Annotated in this window: 18 protein-coding genes; 13 read left to right on the forward strand and 5 right to left on the reverse strand. The window is 37.7% G+C overall.

The genetic code is table 11. The features are described from left to right. Positions 1 to 10 precede the first annotated feature (10 nt). Positions 11 to 1429, reverse strand: a complete 1419-nt coding sequence (gene gnd, locus ACR1PO_RS01365; protein WP_433985552.1) for an NADP-dependent phosphogluconate dehydrogenase — start codon at positions 1427 to 1429, stop codon at positions 11 to 13. Positions 1430 to 1669: 240 nt separating this feature from the next. Between gnd and ACR1PO_RS01370 the strand changes: the two genes are divergently transcribed. Next, positions 1670 to 2029 (forward strand): hypothetical protein, encoded by a 360-nt coding sequence (locus ACR1PO_RS01370; protein ID WP_002978832.1) that lies wholly within the window; start codon positions 1670 to 1672, stop codon positions 2027 to 2029. A gap of 238 nt (positions 2030 to 2267) precedes the next feature. Here the strand turns inward: ACR1PO_RS01370 and ACR1PO_RS01375 are convergent, their stop codons facing one another. After that, a complete protein-coding gene (locus tag ACR1PO_RS01375) occupies positions 2268 to 3704 on the reverse strand; it encodes a helix-turn-helix transcriptional regulator (protein WP_433985553.1) in 1437 nt (478 codons plus the stop codon). Positions 3705 to 3899: 195 nt separating this feature from the next. On the opposite strand from ACR1PO_RS01375, the gene ACR1PO_RS01380 reads away from it, so the two are divergent. From ACR1PO_RS01380 to ACR1PO_RS01405, 6 genes are all read left to right on the forward strand, one after another. Continuing rightward, the gene (locus tag ACR1PO_RS01380) at positions 3900 to 6902 is read left to right on the forward strand and encodes a reprolysin-like metallopeptidase (protein WP_433985554.1); all 3003 of its coding nucleotides are present in this window, start codon (positions 3900 to 3902) and stop codon (positions 6900 to 6902) included. Between the two features lie 356 nt (positions 6903 to 7258). Then, a complete protein-coding gene (locus ACR1PO_RS01385) occupies positions 7259 to 8491 on the forward strand; it encodes a PKD domain-containing protein (protein ID WP_433985555.1) in 1233 nt (410 codons plus the stop codon). Positions 8492 to 8849: 358 nt separating this feature from the next. Further along, positions 8850 to 9437 carry a TetR/AcrR family transcriptional regulator gene (locus ACR1PO_RS01390; protein ID WP_332386473.1) on the forward strand — a complete coding sequence of 196 codons (588 nt, stop codon included), beginning with the start codon at positions 8850 to 8852 and terminating at the stop codon, positions 9435 to 9437. Between the two features lie 85 nt (positions 9438 to 9522). Then, a complete protein-coding gene (locus ACR1PO_RS01395) occupies positions 9523 to 10329 on the forward strand; it encodes an SDR family NAD(P)-dependent oxidoreductase (RefSeq protein ID WP_332386472.1) in 807 nt (268 codons plus the stop codon). Between the two features lie 315 nt (positions 10330 to 10644). Next, the gene (locus ACR1PO_RS01400) at positions 10645 to 11943 is read left to right on the forward strand and encodes an epoxide hydrolase family protein (RefSeq protein WP_433985556.1); all 1299 of its coding nucleotides are present in this window, start codon (positions 10645 to 10647) and stop codon (positions 11941 to 11943) included. Between the two features lie 42 nt (positions 11944 to 11985). Continuing rightward, positions 11986 to 12444 (forward strand): organic hydroperoxide resistance protein, encoded by a 459-nt coding sequence (locus ACR1PO_RS01405; RefSeq protein WP_332386470.1) that lies wholly within the window; start codon positions 11986 to 11988, stop codon positions 12442 to 12444. Between the two features lie 110 nt (positions 12445 to 12554). Here the strand turns inward: ACR1PO_RS01405 and ACR1PO_RS01410 are convergent, their stop codons facing one another. The 3 genes from ACR1PO_RS01410 to ACR1PO_RS01420 form a co-directional block, all read right to left on the reverse strand. Continuing rightward, positions 12555 to 13124: a hypothetical protein gene (locus tag ACR1PO_RS01410; RefSeq protein WP_433985557.1), complete on the reverse strand. Its 570-nt coding sequence runs from the start codon at positions 13122 to 13124 to the stop codon at positions 12555 to 12557. 153 nt (positions 13125 to 13277) lie between these two features. Further along, positions 13278 to 15077, reverse strand: a complete 1800-nt coding sequence (locus tag ACR1PO_RS01415; RefSeq protein WP_433985558.1) for a BamA/TamA family outer membrane protein — start codon at positions 15075 to 15077, stop codon at positions 13278 to 13280. Positions 15078 to 15197: 120 nt separating this feature from the next. Next, on the reverse strand, positions 15198 to 15605 hold the full coding sequence (locus tag ACR1PO_RS01420; protein ID WP_433985559.1) for a 5-fold beta-flower protein: 408 nt from the start codon (positions 15603 to 15605) through the stop codon (positions 15198 to 15200). A 603-nt stretch (positions 15606 to 16208) separates the two neighbouring features. Between ACR1PO_RS01420 and ACR1PO_RS01425 the strand changes: the two genes are divergently transcribed. The 6 genes from ACR1PO_RS01425 to ACR1PO_RS01450 all read left to right on the forward strand — a co-directional run bounded on the left by ACR1PO_RS01425 (position 16209) and on the right by ACR1PO_RS01450 (position 22580). Continuing rightward, positions 16209 to 16694 (forward strand): hypothetical protein, encoded by a 486-nt coding sequence (locus ACR1PO_RS01425; RefSeq protein WP_433985560.1) that lies wholly within the window; start codon positions 16209 to 16211, stop codon positions 16692 to 16694. Between the two features lie 380 nt (positions 16695 to 17074). After that, positions 17075 to 18082 (forward strand): LacI family DNA-binding transcriptional regulator, encoded by a 1008-nt coding sequence (locus ACR1PO_RS01430; protein WP_433985561.1) that lies wholly within the window; start codon positions 17075 to 17077, stop codon positions 18080 to 18082. 54 nt (positions 18083 to 18136) lie between these two features. Further along, positions 18137 to 19051, forward strand: coding sequence for a carbohydrate kinase family protein (locus ACR1PO_RS01435; protein WP_433985562.1), 915 nt, complete (start codon positions 18137 to 18139; stop codon positions 19049 to 19051). Positions 19052 to 19062: 11 nt separating this feature from the next. Further along, positions 19063 to 20307 carry a sugar MFS transporter gene (locus ACR1PO_RS01440; protein WP_433985563.1) on the forward strand — a complete coding sequence of 415 codons (1245 nt, stop codon included), beginning with the start codon at positions 19063 to 19065 and terminating at the stop codon, positions 20305 to 20307. A gap of 5 nt (positions 20308 to 20312) precedes the next feature. Next, entirely contained in the window at positions 20313 to 21722 is a 1410-nt protein-coding gene (locus tag ACR1PO_RS01445; protein ID WP_433985564.1) for a carbohydrate porin, read from the forward strand. Positions 21723 to 21740: 18 nt separating this feature from the next. Beyond that, positions 21741 to 22580, forward strand: a complete 840-nt coding sequence (locus ACR1PO_RS01450) for a sugar phosphate isomerase/epimerase family protein (RefSeq protein WP_433985565.1) — start codon at positions 21741 to 21743, stop codon at positions 22578 to 22580. Positions 22581 to 22622 lie beyond the last annotated feature (42 nt).

The raw sequence follows: 22622 nt of genomic DNA on the forward strand, positions 1-22622 counted from the left end.
TTTCCGAATTTTAATTGTTTGTACTTTGCCAGGAAGTATGAAAAACACCTTCCCTGTCAATACGTTGGTAAGTATGAGCTCCGAAATAATCACGCTGAGCCTGAATCAGATTCACGGGAAGAGATTCTGTGGTATAGGCATCAAAATATCCTAAGGCAGTTTGGATTCCCAGGCTGGAAATTCCGTTTGCTACAGCATATCCGGCAGTTTTTCTTAAAGCTTTGATTTTTGATTTTACAAGTTCTGAAATTTCTTTATCAAGCAGAATGTTGGAAAGATGAGGATTCTGAGTATATGCAGAATAGAATTTTTCCAGCAGCACAGAACGGATGATACATCCTCCTCTCCAGATTTTTACAACATCTTTTAACGGAATTTCAAAACCATATTCTTCAGATGCTTTTACCAGTAAAGATAAGCCTTGTGCATAGCTGATTAATGTAGAAAGGAAAAGAGCATCGCCTACTTCTTTAATAAACTGTTCTGTATCCTCAGGTTTTATAATTTCTTTTTCGGAGTATATTTCAGAAGCCTGAACTCTTTCTTCTTTATATGCAGATAAAATTCTCGACGTTACCGCTATATCAATGGTAGGGATAGAAACCCCAATTTCCATAGCTTGTTCAGAAGTCCATTTTCCGGTTCCTTTTGCGCCGGCTTTATCTAAAATCTGATCCACAAGATAGCCATCTGTGAATGTATCTTTCTGGGTGAAAATATCTCTGGTAATTTCAATAAGGAATGAGTTCATTTCTCCGTTATTCCATTCTTTGAAAACCTGATACAGCTGATCATTATTTAAGCCTGCCCCTCTTTTCAACAGGTCATACGCTTCACTGATAAGCTGCATGATTGCATATTCAATACCATTGTGTACCATTTTCACATAGTTTCCGGCAGATCCTTTCCCCATGTAGGCTGTACACGCTTCGTTATCCACTTTTGCTGCAATGGCTTCAAGCATTGGCTTCAGAAGTTTAAATGCTTCAGGATCCCCCCCCGGCATTATACTGGGACCTGTTCTGGCCCCTTTTTCACCCCCTGAAACTCCCATTCCCATAAAATGCAGTTTTTGGGATGCCAGATCAGCAACCCGTCTGTTGGTGTCTTCGAAATAAGAATTTCCTGCATCAATGACAATATCACCTTCAGTTAAAAGCGGGGTAATGTTTCCCAGCACTGCATCTACAGGTTTGCCTGCAGGAACCATAAGAATGATTTTTCTCGGGACTTCCAGCGCGGATACGAAATCTTCCAAAGTGTCTGTACCTTTTACTTTCATTCCTGAAGCAGCTCCTTCTTCCAGTTCTCTGATTTTCTCCTGATCAAGGTCAAATCCTGCGATTGAGAACCCGTTGTCAGCGATATTATAAAGCAGATTCCGCCCCATTACTCCAAGGCCAACCATTCCATAACTATATCTTTCCATTATATTGGTATTAATATGAATTTTGTTATACAGAGAATAAAATTACGCAAATGGCTATAAGGAAAAAAATAAATGAAAAGAAAAAGTTTCCAACACTTTCATTTCAGCCTTCTAATATTCACATTTTCATATGATTTTGAGTGTAAAGAATAAAATTCAATCATTAATATGGGAATGATCTATTAAAACAGTCTGTTTTTTGGCATAATTAAACTTATATTTGCCAAAATTTATAAAGTAATGAACTATAAACTTGAACTCAACACTCAGGAGCCTAATTCTAAAATCGTTTTTAATAACATCATATTTGATTCGTTCAAGATTAATATAGTTGAAAGATATATCGGTTCCATGAAGGCTCGTCCTACATTATGTGAAGTTTTATTTAAAGTAAGAACTTTGGATGATGTATTGATTAACAGAAAAGATGGCAATATAAGAGTAAAGGTAAAAGGTGATGATTTTGAAACCTATCAGAAATTATCCAGAGACCTGAATTCTTACGAGTACAAAAACAAACTGATTAACAGAAAAGAGGTAGAGCAGAATTATGTTCATTTCATCCTGAGTTTAGTGATCGCAAATTATCAGCTTAATTAAGCTGTTCCGGGTATTCTCCTTCCGTATTTTTGCAGGAGGAGAATTCTCAGGAAAGAGTATATAAAAAAATTTGTTTTTTACAATACTTCCAGACTATAGATCAAACTATTCTTTATTGCTTTGATTATCTTTTCGTTCCGATTCTTTCAAATGATTTGCTTCTCTGCAATGCACGGCAATGCATCCCTATTTCAACCATAAGTAATTGCGTCTAGTTTATTTTAGATATTGCTTTATTTTATTTCAATAATTTTGAAAACCATACATAGATATCCATATCACCAGGAATATTCAGCTTTTTCCTTAGATTATACTTTTTGGTCTGTACCGTCCTCACTGAAGTAAATGTATATTCTGCTATTTCCTTTGTTGAAAAATTCAGGTAGATATAGGCACAGAACCTTATTTCTGATATTTTTAAAGGAGAGACTTTCAGCAGCTCTTCTGAAAAACGAGGACAGTACTCATTAAAACGGGTTAAAAACTCAGGATTATTTTCTTTGGCAAGCTGTATCACTTCTTTAAAAATGCTCTCCTGTACCGGTAACTGATGAGGGATATCTATTTTATCCAGGTTTTTACTTTTATGTTTTCTATAATAATACAGAAAAAGGAAAATAAAGAGAATACATACTGCAATACTTAATGATAAAATGAAAAAAAGCTCTTTTGTTTCCTTTTTTCTGTTAGTATTTTCTAATTCATTCTGCTTGTCTACAGTGTCATTCAGTGTTTGATTTTGCTCACGGTTTACCTCTTCAATACTTACCAGCCATTTGGAATAGTAACCAATACTATCTTTCTGACCAGTACTTTCATATAAAGCATTAAGCTCATCCCCTACCGCAATTTGATAGTTTTCACTTTTAAGGTAGTTTTTAGCAATATTTTTGGCAATCCATAAATGGTGCTGTGCCTGTTCAACATTTTTGATCGTACTAAAATATCTTCCGGCATACAGTGAAGTTATATATTTCAGACTAATATCATTTACTTTTTTTTCATCCTGAATCGCTTCTTCAATATAGATTTTGGCAGAGTCCAATTTATTAAGATCAGTATATATTCCTCCGAGATAAGCTGAGGTTTTATAACTGTTACCCAATCTGTTTTTATCAATCCGGTAACGGTTACCTTTATTTTCTCTGTATATTTTTGAAAATTTATACGCAATTTTACTATATTTTAATGCGAGCTGCTTATTGGTTTCGATATATTTATCAGCATATTGTCTGTTGATCAGATAAATAAAATAAGCATTCCCAGTCTTCATTGCCTTATCATAGATTTCATCCAGTTCCTTAAAAGAAGCAACCCTTTCACCTAATTTCCGGTATAAAAAAGACTTCTGCAAATGAACATAAAAGATAACTTCAAAATCGGTATCAGAATTGATGAGGTTTTCGTTTTCTACTTTATTGATATAATAAAATGACTTCCTGGTGTCATTCATTTTATCATAGATATTCGCAATCTTAAGATACCCCAGTGCTACACAATCATTGTATGATTTTTTTTTACAAACTGCAATAAGACTGTCAATCTGTTTGATCTCTTTAGGGCCGGCGGTCGAAAAGTCTATATCAAAAACAATATTCTTTATTTGTTGTTCCGTGTGCTGTGCATAGAAGAAGGAAGAAATAAAAAAGAATAAAATAATTAGTTTTTTCATCATAATCTATCAAAAATAAAAATGCAATCTTAATACTACATCGTTTCTACCTAGCCCGAAATACATACGTATCACATACACAATCTGCGAAAATCACAATATAATACTGCTTATAATACAAAATTAGCAATTACTTTTGAATAGTCGAATATTATATTCATTCTTCACAATACCACTATTTAAAACCTAATTTTTAAAATGAGAAAAACTCTATTATCATTATTTTTGGTTTCAGGCTTCTGTCTTTCCAATGCCCAAAGATGGGATCCCTCTTCACAGAAAGTGTCAGAGATCAGAAGAGAGGTAAAAATCAAGTATGCTTACAAAACTGATATTAATGCATTGATACAGTTATTAAAAAACGCTGAAGAAACCGGCGCTCATGCAAAAGCAGTAACGATTCAATTACCAACTGCAGAAGGAACCATAGAAAAGTTTGCTGTGTACAGCAATCCAGTAATGGAAAAATCACTGGCTGAAAAATACGGATTAGGATCTTATATAGGAGTGGGAATTGATGACCCTTCCAAATATATAAGGTTCAGCACGTCCCCTACAGAAATACAGTCAATGATCATTAAAGACGGTATTTTTCAGTTTATAGAACCTATTACAGCGGATAAAAAGACCTACGGAGTATTCTATAAAACCGAAAGAACAGACTCTGAGCATGGCTTTAGCTGTAATATGGAAGGCAAAAAAGAACTGGACATCAAATCGTTGAAAAATTCCGGAAAAAATAAACTTGCCGGAATCAATATTACCGGAAGACCTGCCGCTTCAAGATACAGAACGTACAGACTTGCCTTGTCTGCAACGGGTGAATATACAACCCTTTTTGGAGGGGTTGCAGGTGCACTTGCCCAGATGAATAATACGATGACCCGTGTAAATGGTGTTTTTGAAAAAGAATTTGCCATTCATCTGAATATACAGAATCTTCCCAATATTATCTATGCCAATCCGGCTAATGATCCTTATACCAATGATTTAAACGGCCAGTTGCAACAAACCTTAAGTACTCAGGTAGGTGATGCCAATTATGATATAGGACACGTCTTTAATGCTGCCGGAGGAAATGGAAATGCAGGATGTATAGGATGTATATGTACCAACCCTACCGCAGCAGAGCCATTGGGTAAAGGTTCTGCATTTACGCAAAATCAGAACCCCGTAGGAGATACATTTGATATTGATTATGTAGCTCATGAAATGGGACATCAGCTTGGAGGGAATCACACATTTTCTACCGTGACTGAAAGTTCAGATATCAATATAGAACCGGGAGGAGGTACAACCATTATGGCCTATGCAGGGATCACTGCCAATAATGTTCAGATGAACAGTGATGCGTATTTCCACTATTCATCCATCAATCAAATCCTTACCAACCTTGAAGGTAAAGTGGGATGCGGCATAGCTGAAAATATTGCCAATAATAATGCACCTGTCATTACTCCGCTTATTTCCTATACTATTCCTAAAGGCACAGCCTACTATCTGGATGCTAATGCAGTAGATGCCAACGGAGATCAGTTTACCTATAACTGGGAACAGTATGACAGTGTAGGCTCTACCAGTTCCATCTCAGGAGACAGTGGCTGGGGCTTCAATCCTGAAGGTTCTCTTACCCGTTCTTTTCCTGCAGTGGCTTCAGGAAGAAGATATTTTCCAAGCCTGCCTATTGTGATGAGCGGTAAACTGACTAATAAAGATACATGGGAAACAGTTTCATACATTCCCAGAGTTTTACATTATGCTGTAACGGTACGTGATAATAACCCGAACAGACCTTTAACGATTTCTGCAGAAAATACAGTAACCGTTGGAAATGACGGACCTTTTAAATTCAAAGGATTAACTCCTTCTACTACCCTGTATAATAATGCTTCCAATACCATTTCATGGGATGTTGCCAATACCAACCAGGCTCCCTATAATGTTGCCAATGTAAAGATTGAATATACAACCGATCTGATTAACGGATCAGCATGGACAGAACTGGTGGCTTCAACTCCTAATGACGGAAGTTTTGATATACAGATGCCGGCCGCGCTTCAGGGAAATATTAAACTGAGAATTTCAGCGGTAGGAAATATATTTTATGCGGTCTCTCCTACCTTGGCTGTAGGAAATGCTCCCGCTTCTTTAAATAATTCTCCAACAGGACTTGCTGCATTCGATAATGATATATTAAAAACCTCAGCAACCGTTTCATGGAACCATGTACCGGGAGCAACCTATTCTGTGAATTACAGAAAAACAGGAGCCGGAAACTGGACCAATGCCGTTAGCCCGGTTAATTCAGTGTTCCTGAATAATCTTGAAGATGAAACTTCTTATGAAGTTCGTGTTGCATCTGTGATCAATAATGTTCCCGGAGGGTTTTCTCCTGTTTATAATTTTAAAACCAAAGGATTACGTACAGGATATGATTACTGTCTGATGACTACAGGAGGAAACACTACAAACAGTCCGTATTTCAGTGGGATATTGAGAATAACTTTAGCCAATGTGGATTTAGCAGGCAACGGGACAACCGTTCAGCATGCCTATAAGGACTATTCGGAAGATCCTGCAAAACTGATTCAGCTTACCCAGGGAGCCCAGTACAACCTGAACTATATTGTGTATGCCAACCGTGCAGGCGGAAACTTTCAGGATTGGGTACAGGCATGGATTGATTACAACAGAAACGGAGTGTTTGAGGCTTCCGAAAGAATCGGTATTAACGGAGCGATTCCTAATGCCAACCAAAGACATCAGGGAAGTTTTGCATTTATAGTTCCGGCTGATGCTTATAACGGCGATAAAACATTAAGAATGAGAGTAGCGAGTGGATTTTTTAACGCTTCAGCTGATGCCTGCTCAAGTCCTTCTGTAGATGCTAACGGAGAACTTTTCTCAAGAGGCTCAGTATGGGATTTTTCTGTAAAGATCAATGCGGCACTTGGTGTTAAAGAATCAGTTCAGTCATCATCTGATATTAACATATATCCTAATCCTGCGGATACTTTTGTAGAAGTGAAAAACCTGAAAGGTAAAGCAGATTACAAAATCTACAGTGCAGACGGAAGACTTGTTCAGGAAGGAAAAGCGGAGGGACAAAGAATCAGTGTTGCTTCATTGATCAAAGGAGTCTATGTGATTACGATAAAAGACGATAAGACGACTTATCATACAAAATTAATCAAGAAATAGTTGTAATAATTGATGTACCGTGTACCTGCAGATCATCTGTAATACCTGCAGGTACTTTTCCAAGCTTCTTTTTAGAACAATCCAGCCCAATCAATAAATCATAGTAAATCAAAATCTCTAACAAAGTAAATAAACTAACATTTTCATTAAACACCTTTTAATGCAGTACCTGCAGTATAGATTGGGTTTCCTGCAGGTGCTTTTTAAAAGGTTTAATAATAAAAAACGAATAAAGAGAAGTATATAGCTCTATATTGATAAAAACACATTTTTAATCACCGTTTGTATTGTGTACCTGCATCATAAGTGGTTTTTTGCAGGTACCTTTTTTAATTAAGAACTTAAAAAGCTATAATATGATAAAAAAACTACTCTTTCTTATATGTACTTGTTTTTCAGTGTTATCATTCTGTCAGTCTGATGAGGTTCTGTTTATAGGAAACAGCGTCACTTATTTTAATGACATGCCTGAAATTTTCAAAAATATAGCGGCTTCAAAGGGGAAAAATGTTTCGATAACGACGCATACGCCGGGGGGAACCGGTTTTGTCAATCACGTAGATGATCCGTCGCTGTATCAGAAAATAAGATCTAAAAACTATAAATATGTTATCATGCAGCCCGGAACGGCTGAATCTGCCGGTCATTCTTACCCTGTTTCTATAACAGCTGAGCGCGGACGCAAAATAAGGGATTCTATCCGGAAGTACAGCCCGTGTTCCAAAATATTTCTGTATGAAATTCCTTACGGAGTACCATCTGCGAATGAATACAATGTTTATTTCAATTTCCAGCAGAAAATAAAGGATTCCATCACAAAGATGTCTAATCTCATGCAGGTGGAAATAATACCTGCCGGTGAATCTGCAAGGCATTACTACAGTTCTTCACAGGACCTGGCACTTCACGGCTCTTATAATGATATTCATCCGGGGCCCAAAGGAAGTTATCTTGTAGCAGCTTCTATATATTCCGCTATTTTCCAGGACCATGTCTTTCCATCCAATTTTTATAACGGACTTTCTCAAAATACTGCTGAAAATTTTCAGAACATTGCTGATCAGGTCTTTTTTAATAATCCGGCGCAATGGAACAGTAATGTGTTTCACCTTCATTCGGATTTTATAGCGGGAATCAATGGAATGACTGTGAGTTTTACCAATCAATCAGCGAATTACAATTCAGTATTGTGGAATTTCGGAGATGGTACCACTGATTCATCATTGAATCCGATTCATCAATATATCTCTCCCGGAAGCTATACGGTTTATCTTACTGTTAATAAAAACTCCTGTTTAGAAACCTTCAGTAAAATAATTAATGTCGGTTCTCTTGGAACTATGGATATTGAAGTACAGTCTGAGCTTACATTTTATCCTAATCCTGTTAAGGATTTCTGTTATCTTAAGAGTAAAGAAAAAATAAAGGACATTATTGTTTATGACATGGCTCAAAGAAAACTTTCCGAATGGAAACACATGCATTCCCGTGATATAAAATTAGATTTATCAACGTATGGCAAAGGGGGGTACATAATCAGTATTCTGTATGAAAATGACCGTAGGGAAAACATTAAGATCTTTAAATAAATGAATAAATAAAAAAGCAGAAACTCCGGGTAGTTTCTGCTTTTTATATTAAACCTATGTACATTATTCCTTTTTTAATGTCTGCAAAATTTTCACTGTATGATCATTATGAGGATTCAATTGAATTGATTTTTCATAAAAAATTCTATTGGAAATAAGTCGTTTCAGATTCATAGCTATTAGATTTTTCCAATTAAAACATATCAAGCTGATTAACAATACAACATCTTACAACAGAAAATAAAACCCTGTTACCTGGAATTTATAACAATATTTATATTTTTTTCAAAATTGAATCAAATAAAATTTGTTTTTATGACCAATCGGTCATATATTTGCATCATTATTTATTATCATCATGGCAAAAGGTGAAGCAACCAGACAGTTCATCATAGAAAAGGCAGCTCCTATTTTTAACACAAAAGGAATTGCAGCTACTTCTATGAGTGACATTATGGAAGCCACCAAGCTGTCCAAGGGCAGTATGTATGTCCATTTTGAAAATAAAGAAGTGCTGGCCTGCGCCGCTGTTGAGCATAATATGCAAATGCTGAGTGACCAACTTCAAAAAGCTTTAAGCAGATTCAAAACTTCCAGGGAACAATTATTGGCATATATTGATTTTTTCAGTGATCCCAATCATCCACCGGTTGTTGGAGGATGTCCTTTGTTAAACTTTGGAACAGAAGCTGATGATACCAATCCTGTTGTAAAAGAAAAAGTAAACCGTGGAATTAAGCAGGGAGAAAAACTTCTTTCCGGTATTATAGAAAAAGGAATTGCCAACAAAGAATTCAGGGCAGACTGGAATGCATCGGACTTTGCCACAGTTGTGTTTGCAATGCTTGAAGGGGGACACTTAATGTCAAGAATGGCTGGAAATAATGATAAAATGATAACTATTGTCAACAGTCTTAAAAAAATGATTGAAGAAAATACAGTGTAATTTTTTTTACTCAAAATATGACCGATCGGTCATTTAAAATAATTCTTTTTAAAAATACAATCATAACAATTTAAAAAACAAAACAATGTCAAAAACAGTTTTAATTACAGGGGCGTCAAAAGGTTTCGGAAAGGCATGGGCAGAAGCTTTTTTAGCAAAAGGATACAAAGTAGCGGCAACAGCCAGAAATGTGGAAACACTTCATGATCTGAAAGAGAAATATGGAGATTCCGTATTACCACTATCTTTAGATGTAGACAAAAGAGAAGAATCGTTAGCGGTAGTTCAGAAGGTACAACAGCACTTTGGCAGCATTGATATCCTGATCAATAATGCGGGGTATGCATTAACAGGTGCCATAGAGGAAACAAGCGAGCAGGAAGCCAGAGCACAGTTTGAAACAAATTTCTTTGGAACTTTATGGCTTACACAGGCAGTGCTTCCTGTAATGAGAAATCAGAAAAGCGGTCATATCATTCAGGTTTCTTCTATTTTAGGTCTGGCTACTTTACCAACTATGGGGCTTTATAATGCTTCTAAGTTTGCATTGGAAGGCTTGAGTGAAACTTTAGCAACAGAAGTAAAAGGATTCGGCATCAATGTCACTTTGGTAGAACCAAACGGATATGCTTCCAATATCTGGCATACAGGAATTAATACGCAAAGTAATCCTGTTTATGATGATGTCAAAAAAGCCTTTTCAGAAGCAGAAACATCTTTCGGAAGTGTAGAAGCTACAGCTCCGGCACTTATAAAACTGGCCGAAACTGAAAATCCTCCATTGCGTCTGTTGCTTGGGAAAGTGGCGCTGCCCTTTGTAAAACACAATTATGAACAGCGATTGAAAGTGTGGGAAGAATGGAACGACGTATCTGTTGAAGCTCACGGATAATCATTAAAAAATACAGCCGAAAAATTAGCTCCGTTTTTGATTAAACGGAGCTAATTTTTGTTCTTTGCCAAGTAACAGTTTAATTTCCACAGTTTTTTTCACTCGCTCACCACTCACCATTCATCATTCATCATTCATCATTCATCATTCATCATTCATCATTTATAATTAACGATCCTCTTCACCTTTCCTAATGTCTGCTTCACAATCAAATATGGCCACCTGAACAAGTTACCCGTTTAACAGCTGCTCACCGGAGCATAATTTTGTCTCATCAAAAAAGAAAACAGATTTAAAATCTAATACAGCAAAACAATGAAAACAACAATTTCAACAATCCTTTTCGCAGCCACTTTTATCTTAAGTACACCTACTGTTGCTAAAGCACAAGTTAATCAGACTTCTACTCTATCAGCAAAATCTGATACCAGTATCCGTCCTTTTCACATCAGTATCCCGCAATCTCAATTGGACGATCTTAAAAAACGTATCGCTGAAACCCGTTTTCCGGATAAAGAAACGGTGAATGATGCTTCACAGGGAATTCAGCTTGAACAGCTAAAAGAACTGATTACGTACTGGGGTAACGGATACGACTGGAGAAAGGTGGAAAATAAACTGAATGCACTTCCGCAGTTTGTAACCACAATTGACGGGCTTGATATCCAGTTTATCCATGTACGTTCTAAAGAATCTAATGCAATGCCAGTAATCCTTACCCATGGCTGGCCAGGTTCTCCGCTGGAGTTTATTAATGCGATAGGTCCTCTGACCGATCCAGTAAAATACGGAGGGAAGGCAAGTGATGCATTTGATGTAATCATTCCGGCTATTCCGGGATACGGTTTTTCAGAAATACCTTCTGAACTGGGCTGGAACCCTGATCGCGTTGCCCGTGCCTGGGATGTGCTGATGAAGCGTCTTGGATATACAAAATATGTTTCCGAAGGCGGTGACCACGGCTCAGTAATATCCGATGCATTGGCCAAACAGGCTCCTTCAGGTCTTTTGGGAATTCACCTGACAATGCCGGCTACCATTCCTTCTGAGCTTGTAAAACCTATCAATGCAGGGGATCCTGTTCCATCAGGACTTTCTGCTTCAGAAGCAAAAGCCTATAATGCAATGAGTACTTTTTTTGGAAGAAATGCAGCCTATGGAGGAATGATGGTAACACGTCCGCAAACAACAGGGTATTTACTTTCTGATTCCCCGGTTGCTTTAGCAGCATTCCTTTATGAAAAGATTGCTGAATGGAGCGAAAGCGATCTTCATCCTGAAAATGTAATAGGCCGCGATGCGATCCTGGATGATATTACCCTTTACTGGCTTACCAATACAGGAGCATCTTCTTCCCGTTTTTATTGGGAAAATAACAAGAATAATTTCAGTGCTGAAGCACAGAAAACAAAAGACATTAAGATTCCTGTGGCCATTTCGGTATTTCCTCACGAGATCTATCAGGCACCGGAAAGCTGGTCAAAAAGTGCCTACCCTACTTTATATTATTACCATAAAGCACCGAAAGGAGGACATTTTGCCGCGTGGGAGCAGCCACAGATCTTTACGGAAGAACTTAGAGCCGCTTTCAAAGATTTAAGAAAAAAACTTTAAAAATATCAATCAACAATATCGTTTACTCTAAATAATAAAAATATGGAATTAAATACCATTCAGGAAGTAGAAAATACAACAGTAATCAATATCAGTAAAGTGTTGTATTCCGGTAATGTTATCGTAACCGGAGGCCGTAACGGACAAGCAAAAAGCAGCGATGGAAAGTTAGATATTGAACTGACGCCTCCAGGTTCAAAAGGAAACGGAACCAATCCGGAACAGCTATTGGCAGCTGGTTGGTCAGCCTGCTTTATCGGAGCTATGCATTTGGGGGCTGTTAAAATTGGGGTTAATCTTCCTCAGGATTTGTCTGTCAACACCTCAATTGATCTGGCAACCAATGATGACGGATTTTTTCTGCAGGCCCATTTACAGGTCGTTTTACCGGGTCTGCTGGTAAATGAAGCCAGAAAAGTGGTGGAAACAGCCCATGCAACATGTCCTTATTCAAAAGCAACCCGCGGAAATATTAATGTAAAGATCGATGTAGTTGTGTAGTTTTCAGAATGTTTATCTCATTTTGAATAAAACCTTCCTGGCTTTTGGCAGGAAGGTTTCTATTTGCTGAAATCTGTCTGAAAAAGATAATCCGGATATAAAAAGCCTGTCTATTTGGCTGCCGTAGTGATTTTATTAAATGCATAAGGCACTACTCCAATTCCCAGTGTAAGTAAAACACCGACAAGGTTATTCAGATCCGGAAAATTATTGACATCAAAATAGTTCCAGATGGCAAAAGTGGTAAGGACACAAGCCAGACCTACAGAAACAAGCCCGCTTATAAACGCAAGAAAACGGCTAACACTGGTGTTAGGTTTTTCGGAATTGGAATCTGCTGTGTTATCAACTGTTGCTGCAGCTTCCTTCATTGCCTGCCGGCTTTCAGAAGAAGCGGCTAAAAAAGCTACCGTTTGTTTTGTTTTTTCTTCTTCCAGCTGAACATTCGCATCCTTATCCAAAAGAAGGTCTTTTAAAGATACCTTGTCTTTTTTCAGTTTAAAAAATACAATACATGTAATTAAAAGAAAGAGCAAAATGGGAGAAAATGCAATCCACTTTTCAGCATCTGTTATCGGAATTAGCTTTGGTACAGGCTGTGTTGTACCAGTTTGCTGTGCATAAAAACCCACAGATGTAAAAAGTGCCGTCAATAATAGAAAAAAATTCAATGGTTTCATAGTATTAGCTTTGGGTTATGTTTATCACAAATTTTGTAATTATACCATAACCTGTCAATTACCCATTAGGGTACTATTATGTCAGGCCCGGTCAAAATATACCCCTTAAAAGCGATTGTTTTCGGGGGTATGTGCCGGATAGATTATCTGTTATTAATTTCCAAAATTGACAAAATGAGGAACCTCCGTGGCAAAGCTGTTCATTGGTAACAGGTTATTTCTGTTACTGTTAAAATCAAAAACAGAGTTATTATCAAATGGAACCCGTGGATAATACATGAAAGAAATCTGAATCCTGTTGAACACCAGATACGGATTATTAATTAAAACACCGATTCCGATTTTTGCATTGGCTTTTGTTTTAAACAGCTTATCATCAGGCATTCCCAGCCACCCCACCGCCGTGGTTAAATAAGGACTGAAATGGAAATTCTTCCAGGTTTTATTTATAAACAATTGGAGCTGATATCTTAAAACCAGTTTTTTTGTTCCGATGTAATCTGAATTGTAAACCGGAAATTCGTCCGGGGATGAAAGATTTATTCTATCCTTATAAGAGTAATTATGCTGCGGATTTCCCAGTGCTAAAGTCGGGGAAAAGAAATGTCTTGCTTTGGCAAATTTCCAGTCCATAAGATTAGTAAAATACGTTCCGTCAAAGCGGAAAGACTCCCTGTTTTGGCTGTCTTCATTAAAGAATCTTCCAAACTGTGCTTTCACTGTGAAATATCCCAACTTCGTAAAACGGCCGTAAGAGGCAGAAACTCCCACATACGGATTCACTTCTTTATTTCTGGATAAGCCACCGGCAATAATGTTCACAGAATTACCATAAGCAATATCCTCCGGCAAATCATACTGGAAAATATTTTTCTGGACCGAGAAGTTTCTCTGAATAAACCCAACGGACATCAGAAAACTGTTGTAAGAACTGAAATATTTGTACCGGTCTATTCCCGGGCTGTCTTTATATTGATAATTCTGAAATCTTCCTATTATAGCAATGTTACTGGAAACTTTTTCCCGGGGTTCAGCCGAAACCGGAATCTGGTACCCTCCCCATAAATCCTGACTGTACACTTTAATCTGAACTTCAGGAAAAGCAGTATCCGTTTCTGTCGGAAGTAAAACCTTCCGCATAAAATATTCAAATGTAAAACCTCCTGCCCACTTCGTTAAAGGGGAGAAAAAGTCTCTTGTGAGGCTGAAATTAATTCTTTCATTTTTTGAAAAGTCCCGTTCTCCAAGAATCTGGGCATTGATATAGGTCCCAAAAAGATTATGGGTGGTATAGCTGCCTAAAAAATAGTCCTGCTTTTCTTTGGAATCGTTTCTGTAAAGGAAGTCCAGCGTGTGACCCAGACCCAGGACATTCTCTTCCGTAACCCCGAGACCAATCTTGCTTCCGGAATAGCTGATTCTCGGCTTCAGACTCCAGGAATCAAGTACCTTTACCACAACATCTATAGAATCTTTACTCGAAGTACTGTCGGAAACACTGATATTAACCCTGTTTATAAAAGGCATTGCTCTCAGCAAACGTTCAGATTCATAGAGCTTTTGGGCATTATACTCTTCTCCTTCTTCAAAAAGCAAAAAATTATTGACCGTTGATCTTCTGGTACTGGAATGAAGATGATCTTTTATCCAGTCATACCATCTGCCTACTTCTTTACTGTCTTTGGAATTGTAACCGAAAGGGTCAATGGTTTCTATCCTGATATTTCTGATGACTTTTTTGTCATAAGTCTTCTGCGAAAGCTTTTCAGTGTTGGACTTTACAGAAGTAGAATCCGGTTCTCTACGAAATATAAACCGGTGAATGAATTTGGTAACCTTTCTTTTGTCCGAAAATTTTTCTATTTTATAATAAAGCGAGTCTTTCTTCTCCTGTGCATTTAAAAAGAAAAAACCACTTAAAAGGAAAATCAGAGTTACAGTCGTTCTAGCCATTAGTCATCAAAAATTCAATTCAGTTTGTAGTATCAATTTGCAAGCCAACAAAAGGCTTTAAGCATATAAAAAGCAAAAAATATCAGAAACAATAAAGCTGTCCGGCAATAAAATTTTCTTCTAGAGCTTAAAAAAGAAATAGACTACAGCCACCCATTCTTTTTTTATCCCGCGGGCATATCCTATCGTACTTCGGCTTGCATTTTCAACTGTTCCATCATCTTTAATATATCCCAAAGTAGCACGACTGCTGTTTTCTACGGTTCCGTCTTCCCTCACATAACCTACTGTAGAACGGCTGCTGTTTTCAATGGTCCCATCATTTCTGATATATCCAATCGTTGAATGGCTGCTGTTTTCAATCGTTCCGTCGTTTCTGATATAACCTGTGGCCGCATGACTGCTATTTTCGATTGTGCCGTCACTTTTAATGTATCCGATGGTACTTCGGCTGCCTGATTCAATAGTTTGTCCTTTTGTAAAGGTTATGCTTGTTATTGTGATGATAAAAAATAGTATTTTTTTCATGTTTTTCATGTTTTATTTAAGATTAAATCTAAGTTAAGATTCTTATTCTGATTTTTCTCAATGACATTAATAAATCAGTAAGGACAATGAAAATAATATTACCATAATTTCAACGATCATTAGTGAATATGATCACACTCATAATGATCTGATCCTATTAATCTTATTTTTGAGTTTTGTTTATAATTACATCTTACTTGAAATCAGATAAGCTTTCTTTAACAGGAAGCTTATTTTATGTTTGGAACCGTTTAAAGTTTTTATATTCATTATTTTTAAACACTTAAGTTTAAACACTTAAGTTTTTAGAGCCAAGCTTTATACATAATGAGTGCACTTCAGTTTTGTGAAAATCTTTGATTTCATCTTGTGTGAACTTTTCTGCGGTATCATTTTAAACTTACTTTAGTGAACTCAAGTGTTTTACAATGAAACCTTTTGTGACTTGTATGGTTTTGTAAAGTTTAAACAACTTTTTTCTTAACCAAAATCAGTTAAGCTTTATTGATTAATCATCTTCAGCAGCTAATTTAAATCATAAAAATATCACCATTCCGTATCCCTTTTTTCTTTATTTTTACTCATTATAAATAAAAATAATACATGAAAAAAATCGTACTGATGGGAATAGCTGTTGCCGGAGGATTTCTGACGGCAAACGCACAGTGTAAACCGGTATCTGATCTTACAGAAAACTTTGATACCTGGAAAGATATCAATAAATGCTGGACTGTACAATCCGGGAAAGCTATGCTGTACGCAAGTGATAAAAGGATTATATTTTATTCCATGAACAATCCCGGAGAAAATATGTACCTGGTAACCCCGGAAATTAAAGCAGGTACCTATACCCTCTCTCTTGACCTTTCAGATAATGGAGGGGACACAACATTGGAACTTTTTTCAGTAGGCAGTCCTTCAGATGCCAAGTCATATGCTTCAATCACCAAACCTTCAAAAATAACCGGAGAGAAAAAAACATATACCATTTCATTAAAAAAAGATTCCCATCTGGGGTTGAAAGTTTTACTGAATGGAGTACATCAGGCCGTTTATATGGATAATCTGACTTTAAAAGCAAAGAAATAAATTGATCTTTAAGATTAATTTACAGGAGGCTGTTTTCCTGTTTCTGCAGTTTCAGTTTCAGAAGACAGTCTCAAAGATATACTGACCTATAATCAAACTGTGGCGAAATCCGGTTGAAAATTTTACATCTTTAGCAGCTTATAATTTTAATTTAAAAATTTTAAGGATAAACGTTTAACCAAATTTAACCAGCCTGAATGAATCAGTTAACAATTTGTTCACATTAAAAACAACCTAAAACACCTAACTATCTGACATACAAATAATTAAATCATTTAAAAAAATTGCGCTAAATTACACTTTTTTCTGAAACCACCAAAAAAACACAGCTATTGTTTTTTTACTATTTTCTGAAATATTTTTGTGCATTAAAAATTAAAATGAAAAGGTCTTCCATAAAAGATATAGCTAAGCTGGCAGGAGTTTCCGTAGCCACAGTATCTTATGTTCTCAACCGAAAGGAAGGACAGCGCATCAGCGAGGAGACCCGGAAAAAAATTTTTGAAATTGCTGAAACGATTAACTATACTCCCAATAAGATCGCAAAAAGCCTTAAAACCAATAAGACAAAGCTGCTGGGGCTCATCGTTGCAGATATCTCCAACGATTTCTACTCGCATATGGCAAGGAATCTTGAAGATAAAGCGTTAAAGCTGGGCTATACCCTCATCATCGGCAGTTCTGATGAAAATGCAGAAAAATTTGAAAAGCTTACTGGGCTCTTTTCACAGCAGCAGGTGGATGGAATGATCGTTGCGCCTGTAGCAGGATCAGAAAAAACACTTGAAAACCTTATTCAGCTTAAATACCCTGTTGTAACGATTGACAGGTACCTTAAAGGTATTTCTGTTCCCGGAATTACCATTGATAATCAGGAGATCGCAGAGCATACAGCCAGCCTGCTCCTTAATAAGGATTTTGACAAAATGATCTACGTGGGCTATGAAACTGAACTCCCGCATCTGCTTGACCGCCGGCATGGTTTTGAAAAAGCGGTAAGCTCTTCCAAAAAATCAGCTGAAATACAATATCTCCTGGTAGGACTGGAAAATATTGCCCAGGAGGTACATGTGCAGCTTGAAAAAAGCCTGGGAAAAAAACCTGAAAATACAGCACTCTATTTTTCCAGTAATAAACTTGCGGTAGCGGGGCTTTCCTACCTCGTGAAAAACAATATAAAAGTTCCTGAGCAGGTATCTGTAATCGCATTTGATGAAACGGATGCCTATGACCTTTTTCCTACGGAGATTACCTACATCCAGCAGCCAATTGAAGAAATGGCAGAAGAGGCTATTAAGCTTCTGGACGGGCAAATCACGGATTATACGGCAACCGGAAAAAGAGTAACATTATCCGCAAAACTGGTGGCTAAAGCATCTTTAAAATAATTAATCTGATATAAAAACTTTTTTTTAAATAACAACTTAAACGTTTAACCTAATATGATAACAAATAAATTCAACCATGTAGTTTGCTTTGGAGAGGTTTTGTGGGACATCTTCCCTACCGGATCCAGAGCTGGCGGAGCACCATTTAACGTTGCTTATAATCTTTTCAAAATGGGAATTGATACCAAAATGCTAAGCCGTATAGGAAATGATGAATTAGGGCACCGCCTTCTTCATCAGATTCAGGATTGGGGAATAACAACAGATTTCATACAGGTAGACCAGGAAAAAGCCACAGGAACTGTCATTGCCGATTTTGATGAGCATGGAGAGGCAGCATATGATATTGTGCAGGATGTTGCCTGGGACTATATCCAGCCTTTGCCGGAACATAAGGAACTGATACAGAACTCAGAAGCTTTTGTTTTTGGAAGTCTGATCACTAGAAGTGAAGCTTCCCAAAATACCCTGCTCGAGCTTTTGGAATACTCAAAATTCAAGGTATTTGATGTTAATTTCCGCCCTCCTTTTATTGATTTTGAATTCATTAAAAAATTATTGCATAAAGCTGACCTTGTTAAAATGAATAAGGCAGAACTCAGAACCATCCTTGAATACCTGGGTGAAGAGTATATTGACGAAGATACGAGCATCAGACATCTTCAGGACTATTTTACCCTCAATGAAATTGTCCTTACCAAAGGAAGTAAAGGCGCCCGATATTTTGTGGGGAATACTACCTATAATTTTCCGGCAGTTCATATTGAAATTGCAGATACCGTGGGCAGCGGAGATTCTTTTCTGGCCGGGTTCCTGTCTAAAAGAATTCAGGGAAGATCCCCGGAAGAGATCATGAAACAGGCCACATCACTGGGTGCTTTTATCACTTCGAAACCAGGGGCATGCCCTGATTATACTTATGAAGAATTCAAGGCATTCAGAGAAAAAAACAGCTGTAAAACCTCTTAAAAACATACGATATGAATACTCCAAAATTTACAGATAAGAAATACTATATCATCCTTTCTTTTGTTACCTCTCTGTTCTTTTTCTGGGCCATTGCCCTTACCATGGGCGATGTCCTGAACAAACATTTCCAGAATGTGCTTCACATTTCGAAGTCCAAATCAGGGCTGGTGCAGCTTTCCATTTTTGGGGCTTATGCGCTTATGGGCATTCCGGCAGGATTATTTATGAAAAAGTTCGGGTATAAGCTGGGAGTTATTTTAGGGCTGTCACTGTTCGCTTTGGGATCTTTTTTGTTTATCCCTGCAGCAGATACCTCTTCATTTAACTTTTTCAGATTGGCTCTTTTTGTTCTTGCAATGGGAATGGCAACCCTTGAAACGGTAGCCCACCCTTTTGTAGCCGCTTTGGGGGATGAAAGAACAAGTGATCAGAGAGTTAATTTCGCCCAGTCTTTTAATGGTTTGGGAGCCATTATCGGCCCTTTGTTGGGAGGATATTTCATTTTCGGGACGCCTGATTCCGGATCAGGATCTTTGGATTCAGTAAAAAATCTTTATACATGGATTGGGATTGTCATTCTCGCGATTACCATTATTTTCAGCTTTATCAGAGTGCCGGACCTTAAAGATCCTCATGCGGAAGATATCATCATTTCAGAAAATGAAAAAGGGGAAGATGTTTCCGTATCAGATCCTCATGCACCGCTTTATAAGCAGAGGCATTTTATATTTGCAGTCATTGCCCAGTTTTTCAATATTGCCGCACAGGGTGGAACATGGGCTTATTTTATCAATTACGGTGTCGAAAAAATGCACCTTCCGGAAATACAGGCTTCTTATTATTTTTCTTTAAGTATGGCGATGATGATGATCGGAAGATTTATCGGAACCTTTCTGATGAGATTCATTGCACCCAACAAACTGCTGGCTATCTTTACAGCCTGTAATATCGTTCTGTGCGTTATTATTTCACAGAGTTTCGGATGGGTATCATTTATCAGCCTTATTTTGCTCAACCTGTTCCTGAGTGTAATGTATCCTACTATTTTCAGTCTTGGGCTTAAAAGATTAGGTTCAAAAGTTCAGCAGGCTTCATCATTCCTGGTTATGGCGATGTTTGGAGGTGCTGTTTTTCCTCCGATAATGGGTAGAATTGCAGAAAAAGATATTGCACATGCCTACCTCCTTCCTATTCTCTGCTATGTTGTTATTTTATTATTTGCATTAAAATTCTACAAGCCCAAAACACTTAAATAATCCCTATGAAAATAAAGCTTTTATTAGTCTGGTGCATTTTACTTGTATGCGCCGGCAGGGGAATTAATGCCCAGATCACAATAACCAATAAGAAATTTTCCTTTGGTACAACCGGGAGAATCGGAGCAGGTTATTCTCCAAATGCCGATGGAAAGACAGGAAGACAACTGAATCTGAACAACCAGGGATCTTTAGGAGGCAGAATGGATCAGGGAGATTATGTAGATTTTTTACCTGCTTTCCATTTTAGTCCGGTGGTAAACGGTGACAGTACAAAAAGTACAAAGATCGATATGCAGGCGAGGCTGAGTTTTTATTCAGGGGGAACTTTTCTGGGAAATGTAGATTCAAAATCCAATCAGGGGATGATTGTGGCCTTACCTGAAGCCTTTGTAGAAGCTAGAAACATTATGGGAAGTGACTGGGATATCTGGGCCGGATCAAGATGGCTGAGATATGATGACATTCACATTGCAGATTACTTTTATTTTGATGACCATTCGGCAACGGGTTGGGGGCTGCGGCATAAAAACACCAGGTTTTCCATGTTCTTTCCGGCAGCTATTGACACTGCGGCCAGCAACTCCACTCCCTATTCCTACACCAATGTGATCAGCGGGTCAAAAAACCTGATCTACAGGCAAAGGGAAGTTTTTGTCCTGGAACAGACGCTGCCATTTAAAAATACAAGGCACAAGCTCAAATTACTGGCGGAATTTCATCATGTAGAAAAATCAGGGGAAAATTCCGTGGAGCAATACCCTTCGGATCAGGGTTGGGTTTTTGGAGCTAAATTAAATTCAGACATTGCAACAAAAATTCCGGATTCATTCAATCAGCTTTCTGTAAGATACGGGACCGGAATCGCCAATGGAGGCGATAATGGAAATACACAGACCTGGCGCACCTACGGAGCTCCTGATGAGGTGACAAAAACGTACAAAGGAGCTTACTCTTTTACGGTTGTTGAACATTTCCTCTGGAACATCTCTAATCGCTGGTCGCTTAATCCCTATGCTGTTTTTACCAAAAGTAAAGGAGGATCAGGCAGTACTGATAAAGCTCCGGATTATTATAGCCGTGAAATTTTCAACAGGAAAACAGAATTTAATACAGGAATCAGGGCCACTTATTATTATAACAACTGGTTCCATATTCTCTCCGAGTTTCACTATGCAACCCGTAAAAACGGAACGCAGGATGCAGCATCGATGATGAAATTTGTTCTGGCTCCCACCATTGTTCCTACGGCGGAAAGAAGTGTCTGGGCAAGACCTCACATCCGTTTTATTGCAGAAGTATCAAGGTATAATGATCAGGCTATGAACAGTCTTTACTCACCGTTTTTACAGCAGTCAGGGGCCAAAAGATTCGGGACTTATTTCGGAATACGCACAGAATGGTGGATTTTTTAAATTAAAATAAATAAAATAATGAATATAAAATTAGGAGCTTCTCTGCTCTCCTGGATGACTCCGTTATGGAATGCAGCATCAGGAAAATATGCGATAGAAAAAACGGCACAGGCCGGGTTTGATCTGATCGAAATACTGCTGCCCGGATCAATGGATTTTGATGCGGCCACCGTAAAAAGACAGCTAAAAGACAACCATCTGGAAGCCGTCTGTTCACTGAATCTTCCCAAAGATGCTCATATTGCGTTCTATCCTGAAGCTGCGGAAAAACTTATCAAAAAAGCAATTGATAAAGTTGATGAACTGGAAACCCATCTGCTGGCTGGTGTCCTGCATAGCGGAATCGGTGTTTTTACAGGAAAACCACTCACAGAAAACGAAAAAGAAATCATTGCTGAAGTATGGTACGATGTGGCAGATTATGCCCAAACAAAAAATATAGATATTGCCATAGAGCCTATTAACCGTTATGAATCCTATGTCTGCAATACAGCAGAAAATGTCCTGGAACTTATTAAGAAAACGGGCAGAAATAATCTCTTCCTTCACCTTGATACCTTCCATATGAATATCGAGGAAAAGAATTTCTATGACCCGATCATCAATTCCGGAAAAATGCTGAAGCACATCCATATTACAGAGTCTCACCGGGGGATGCCGGGAGAAGGCACTATCAATTGGGAAGAATTCTTCTCGGCATTGAAAAAAATCAATTTTGAAGGGAACCTGGTTCTTGAAAATTTCAGTTCCTCAATTCCGGGAATGCAGGAAAAGGTTTCTTTATGGCAGCAATCACCTTATGATGCTCAAACACTGGCAGAAGGAAGCCTTGCTTTTTTAAAGAAGCATCTTAGCTGATAAAATTATCTGTTATATTATTCTGAAACTTATGGAAAGCGG

It is taken from the genome of Chryseobacterium amylolyticum (assembly GCF_051011775.1).
Taxonomy (GTDB): domain Bacteria; phylum Bacteroidota; class Bacteroidia; order Flavobacteriales; family Weeksellaceae; genus Chryseobacterium.

Excerpts from the sequence above, each read along its gene's own strand:
- gnd (WP_433985552.1), bottom strand. The coding sequence starts at position 1,429 with ATGGAAAGATATAGTTATGGAATGGTTGGCCTTGGAGTAATGGGGCGG.
- ACR1PO_RS01370 (WP_002978832.1), top strand. The coding sequence starts at position 1,670 with ATGAACTATAAACTTGAACTCAACACTCAGGAGCCTAATTCTAAAATC.
- ACR1PO_RS01375 (WP_433985553.1), bottom strand. The coding sequence starts at position 3,704 with ATGATGAAAAAACTAATTATTTTATTCTTTTTTATTTCTTCCTTCTTC.
- ACR1PO_RS01380 (WP_433985554.1), top strand. The coding sequence starts at position 3,900 with ATGAGAAAAACTCTATTATCATTATTTTTGGTTTCAGGCTTCTGTCTT.
- ACR1PO_RS01385 (WP_433985555.1), top strand. The coding sequence starts at position 7,259 with ATGATAAAAAAACTACTCTTTCTTATATGTACTTGTTTTTCAGTGTTA.
- ACR1PO_RS01390 (WP_332386473.1), top strand. The coding sequence starts at position 8,850 with ATGGCAAAAGGTGAAGCAACCAGACAGTTCATCATAGAAAAGGCAGCT.
- ACR1PO_RS01395 (WP_332386472.1), top strand. The coding sequence starts at position 9,523 with ATGTCAAAAACAGTTTTAATTACAGGGGCGTCAAAAGGTTTCGGAAAG.
- ACR1PO_RS01400 (WP_433985556.1), top strand. The coding sequence starts at position 10,645 with ATGAAAACAACAATTTCAACAATCCTTTTCGCAGCCACTTTTATCTTA.
- ACR1PO_RS01405 (WP_332386470.1), top strand. The coding sequence starts at position 11,986 with ATGGAATTAAATACCATTCAGGAAGTAGAAAATACAACAGTAATCAAT.
- ACR1PO_RS01410 (WP_433985557.1), bottom strand. The coding sequence starts at position 13,124 with ATGAAACCATTGAATTTTTTTCTATTATTGACGGCACTTTTTACATCT.
- ACR1PO_RS01415 (WP_433985558.1), bottom strand. The coding sequence starts at position 15,077 with ATGGCTAGAACGACTGTAACTCTGATTTTCCTTTTAAGTGGTTTTTTC.
- ACR1PO_RS01420 (WP_433985559.1), bottom strand. The coding sequence starts at position 15,605 with ATGAAAAAAATACTATTTTTTATCATCACAATAACAAGCATAACCTTT.
- ACR1PO_RS01425 (WP_433985560.1), top strand. The coding sequence starts at position 16,209 with ATGAAAAAAATCGTACTGATGGGAATAGCTGTTGCCGGAGGATTTCTG.
- ACR1PO_RS01430 (WP_433985561.1), top strand. The coding sequence starts at position 17,075 with ATGAAAAGGTCTTCCATAAAAGATATAGCTAAGCTGGCAGGAGTTTCC.
- ACR1PO_RS01435 (WP_433985562.1), top strand. The coding sequence starts at position 18,137 with ATGATAACAAATAAATTCAACCATGTAGTTTGCTTTGGAGAGGTTTTG.
- ACR1PO_RS01440 (WP_433985563.1), top strand. The coding sequence starts at position 19,063 with ATGAATACTCCAAAATTTACAGATAAGAAATACTATATCATCCTTTCT.
- ACR1PO_RS01445 (WP_433985564.1), top strand. The coding sequence starts at position 20,313 with ATGAAAATAAAGCTTTTATTAGTCTGGTGCATTTTACTTGTATGCGCC.
- ACR1PO_RS01450 (WP_433985565.1), top strand. The coding sequence starts at position 21,741 with ATGAATATAAAATTAGGAGCTTCTCTGCTCTCCTGGATGACTCCGTTA.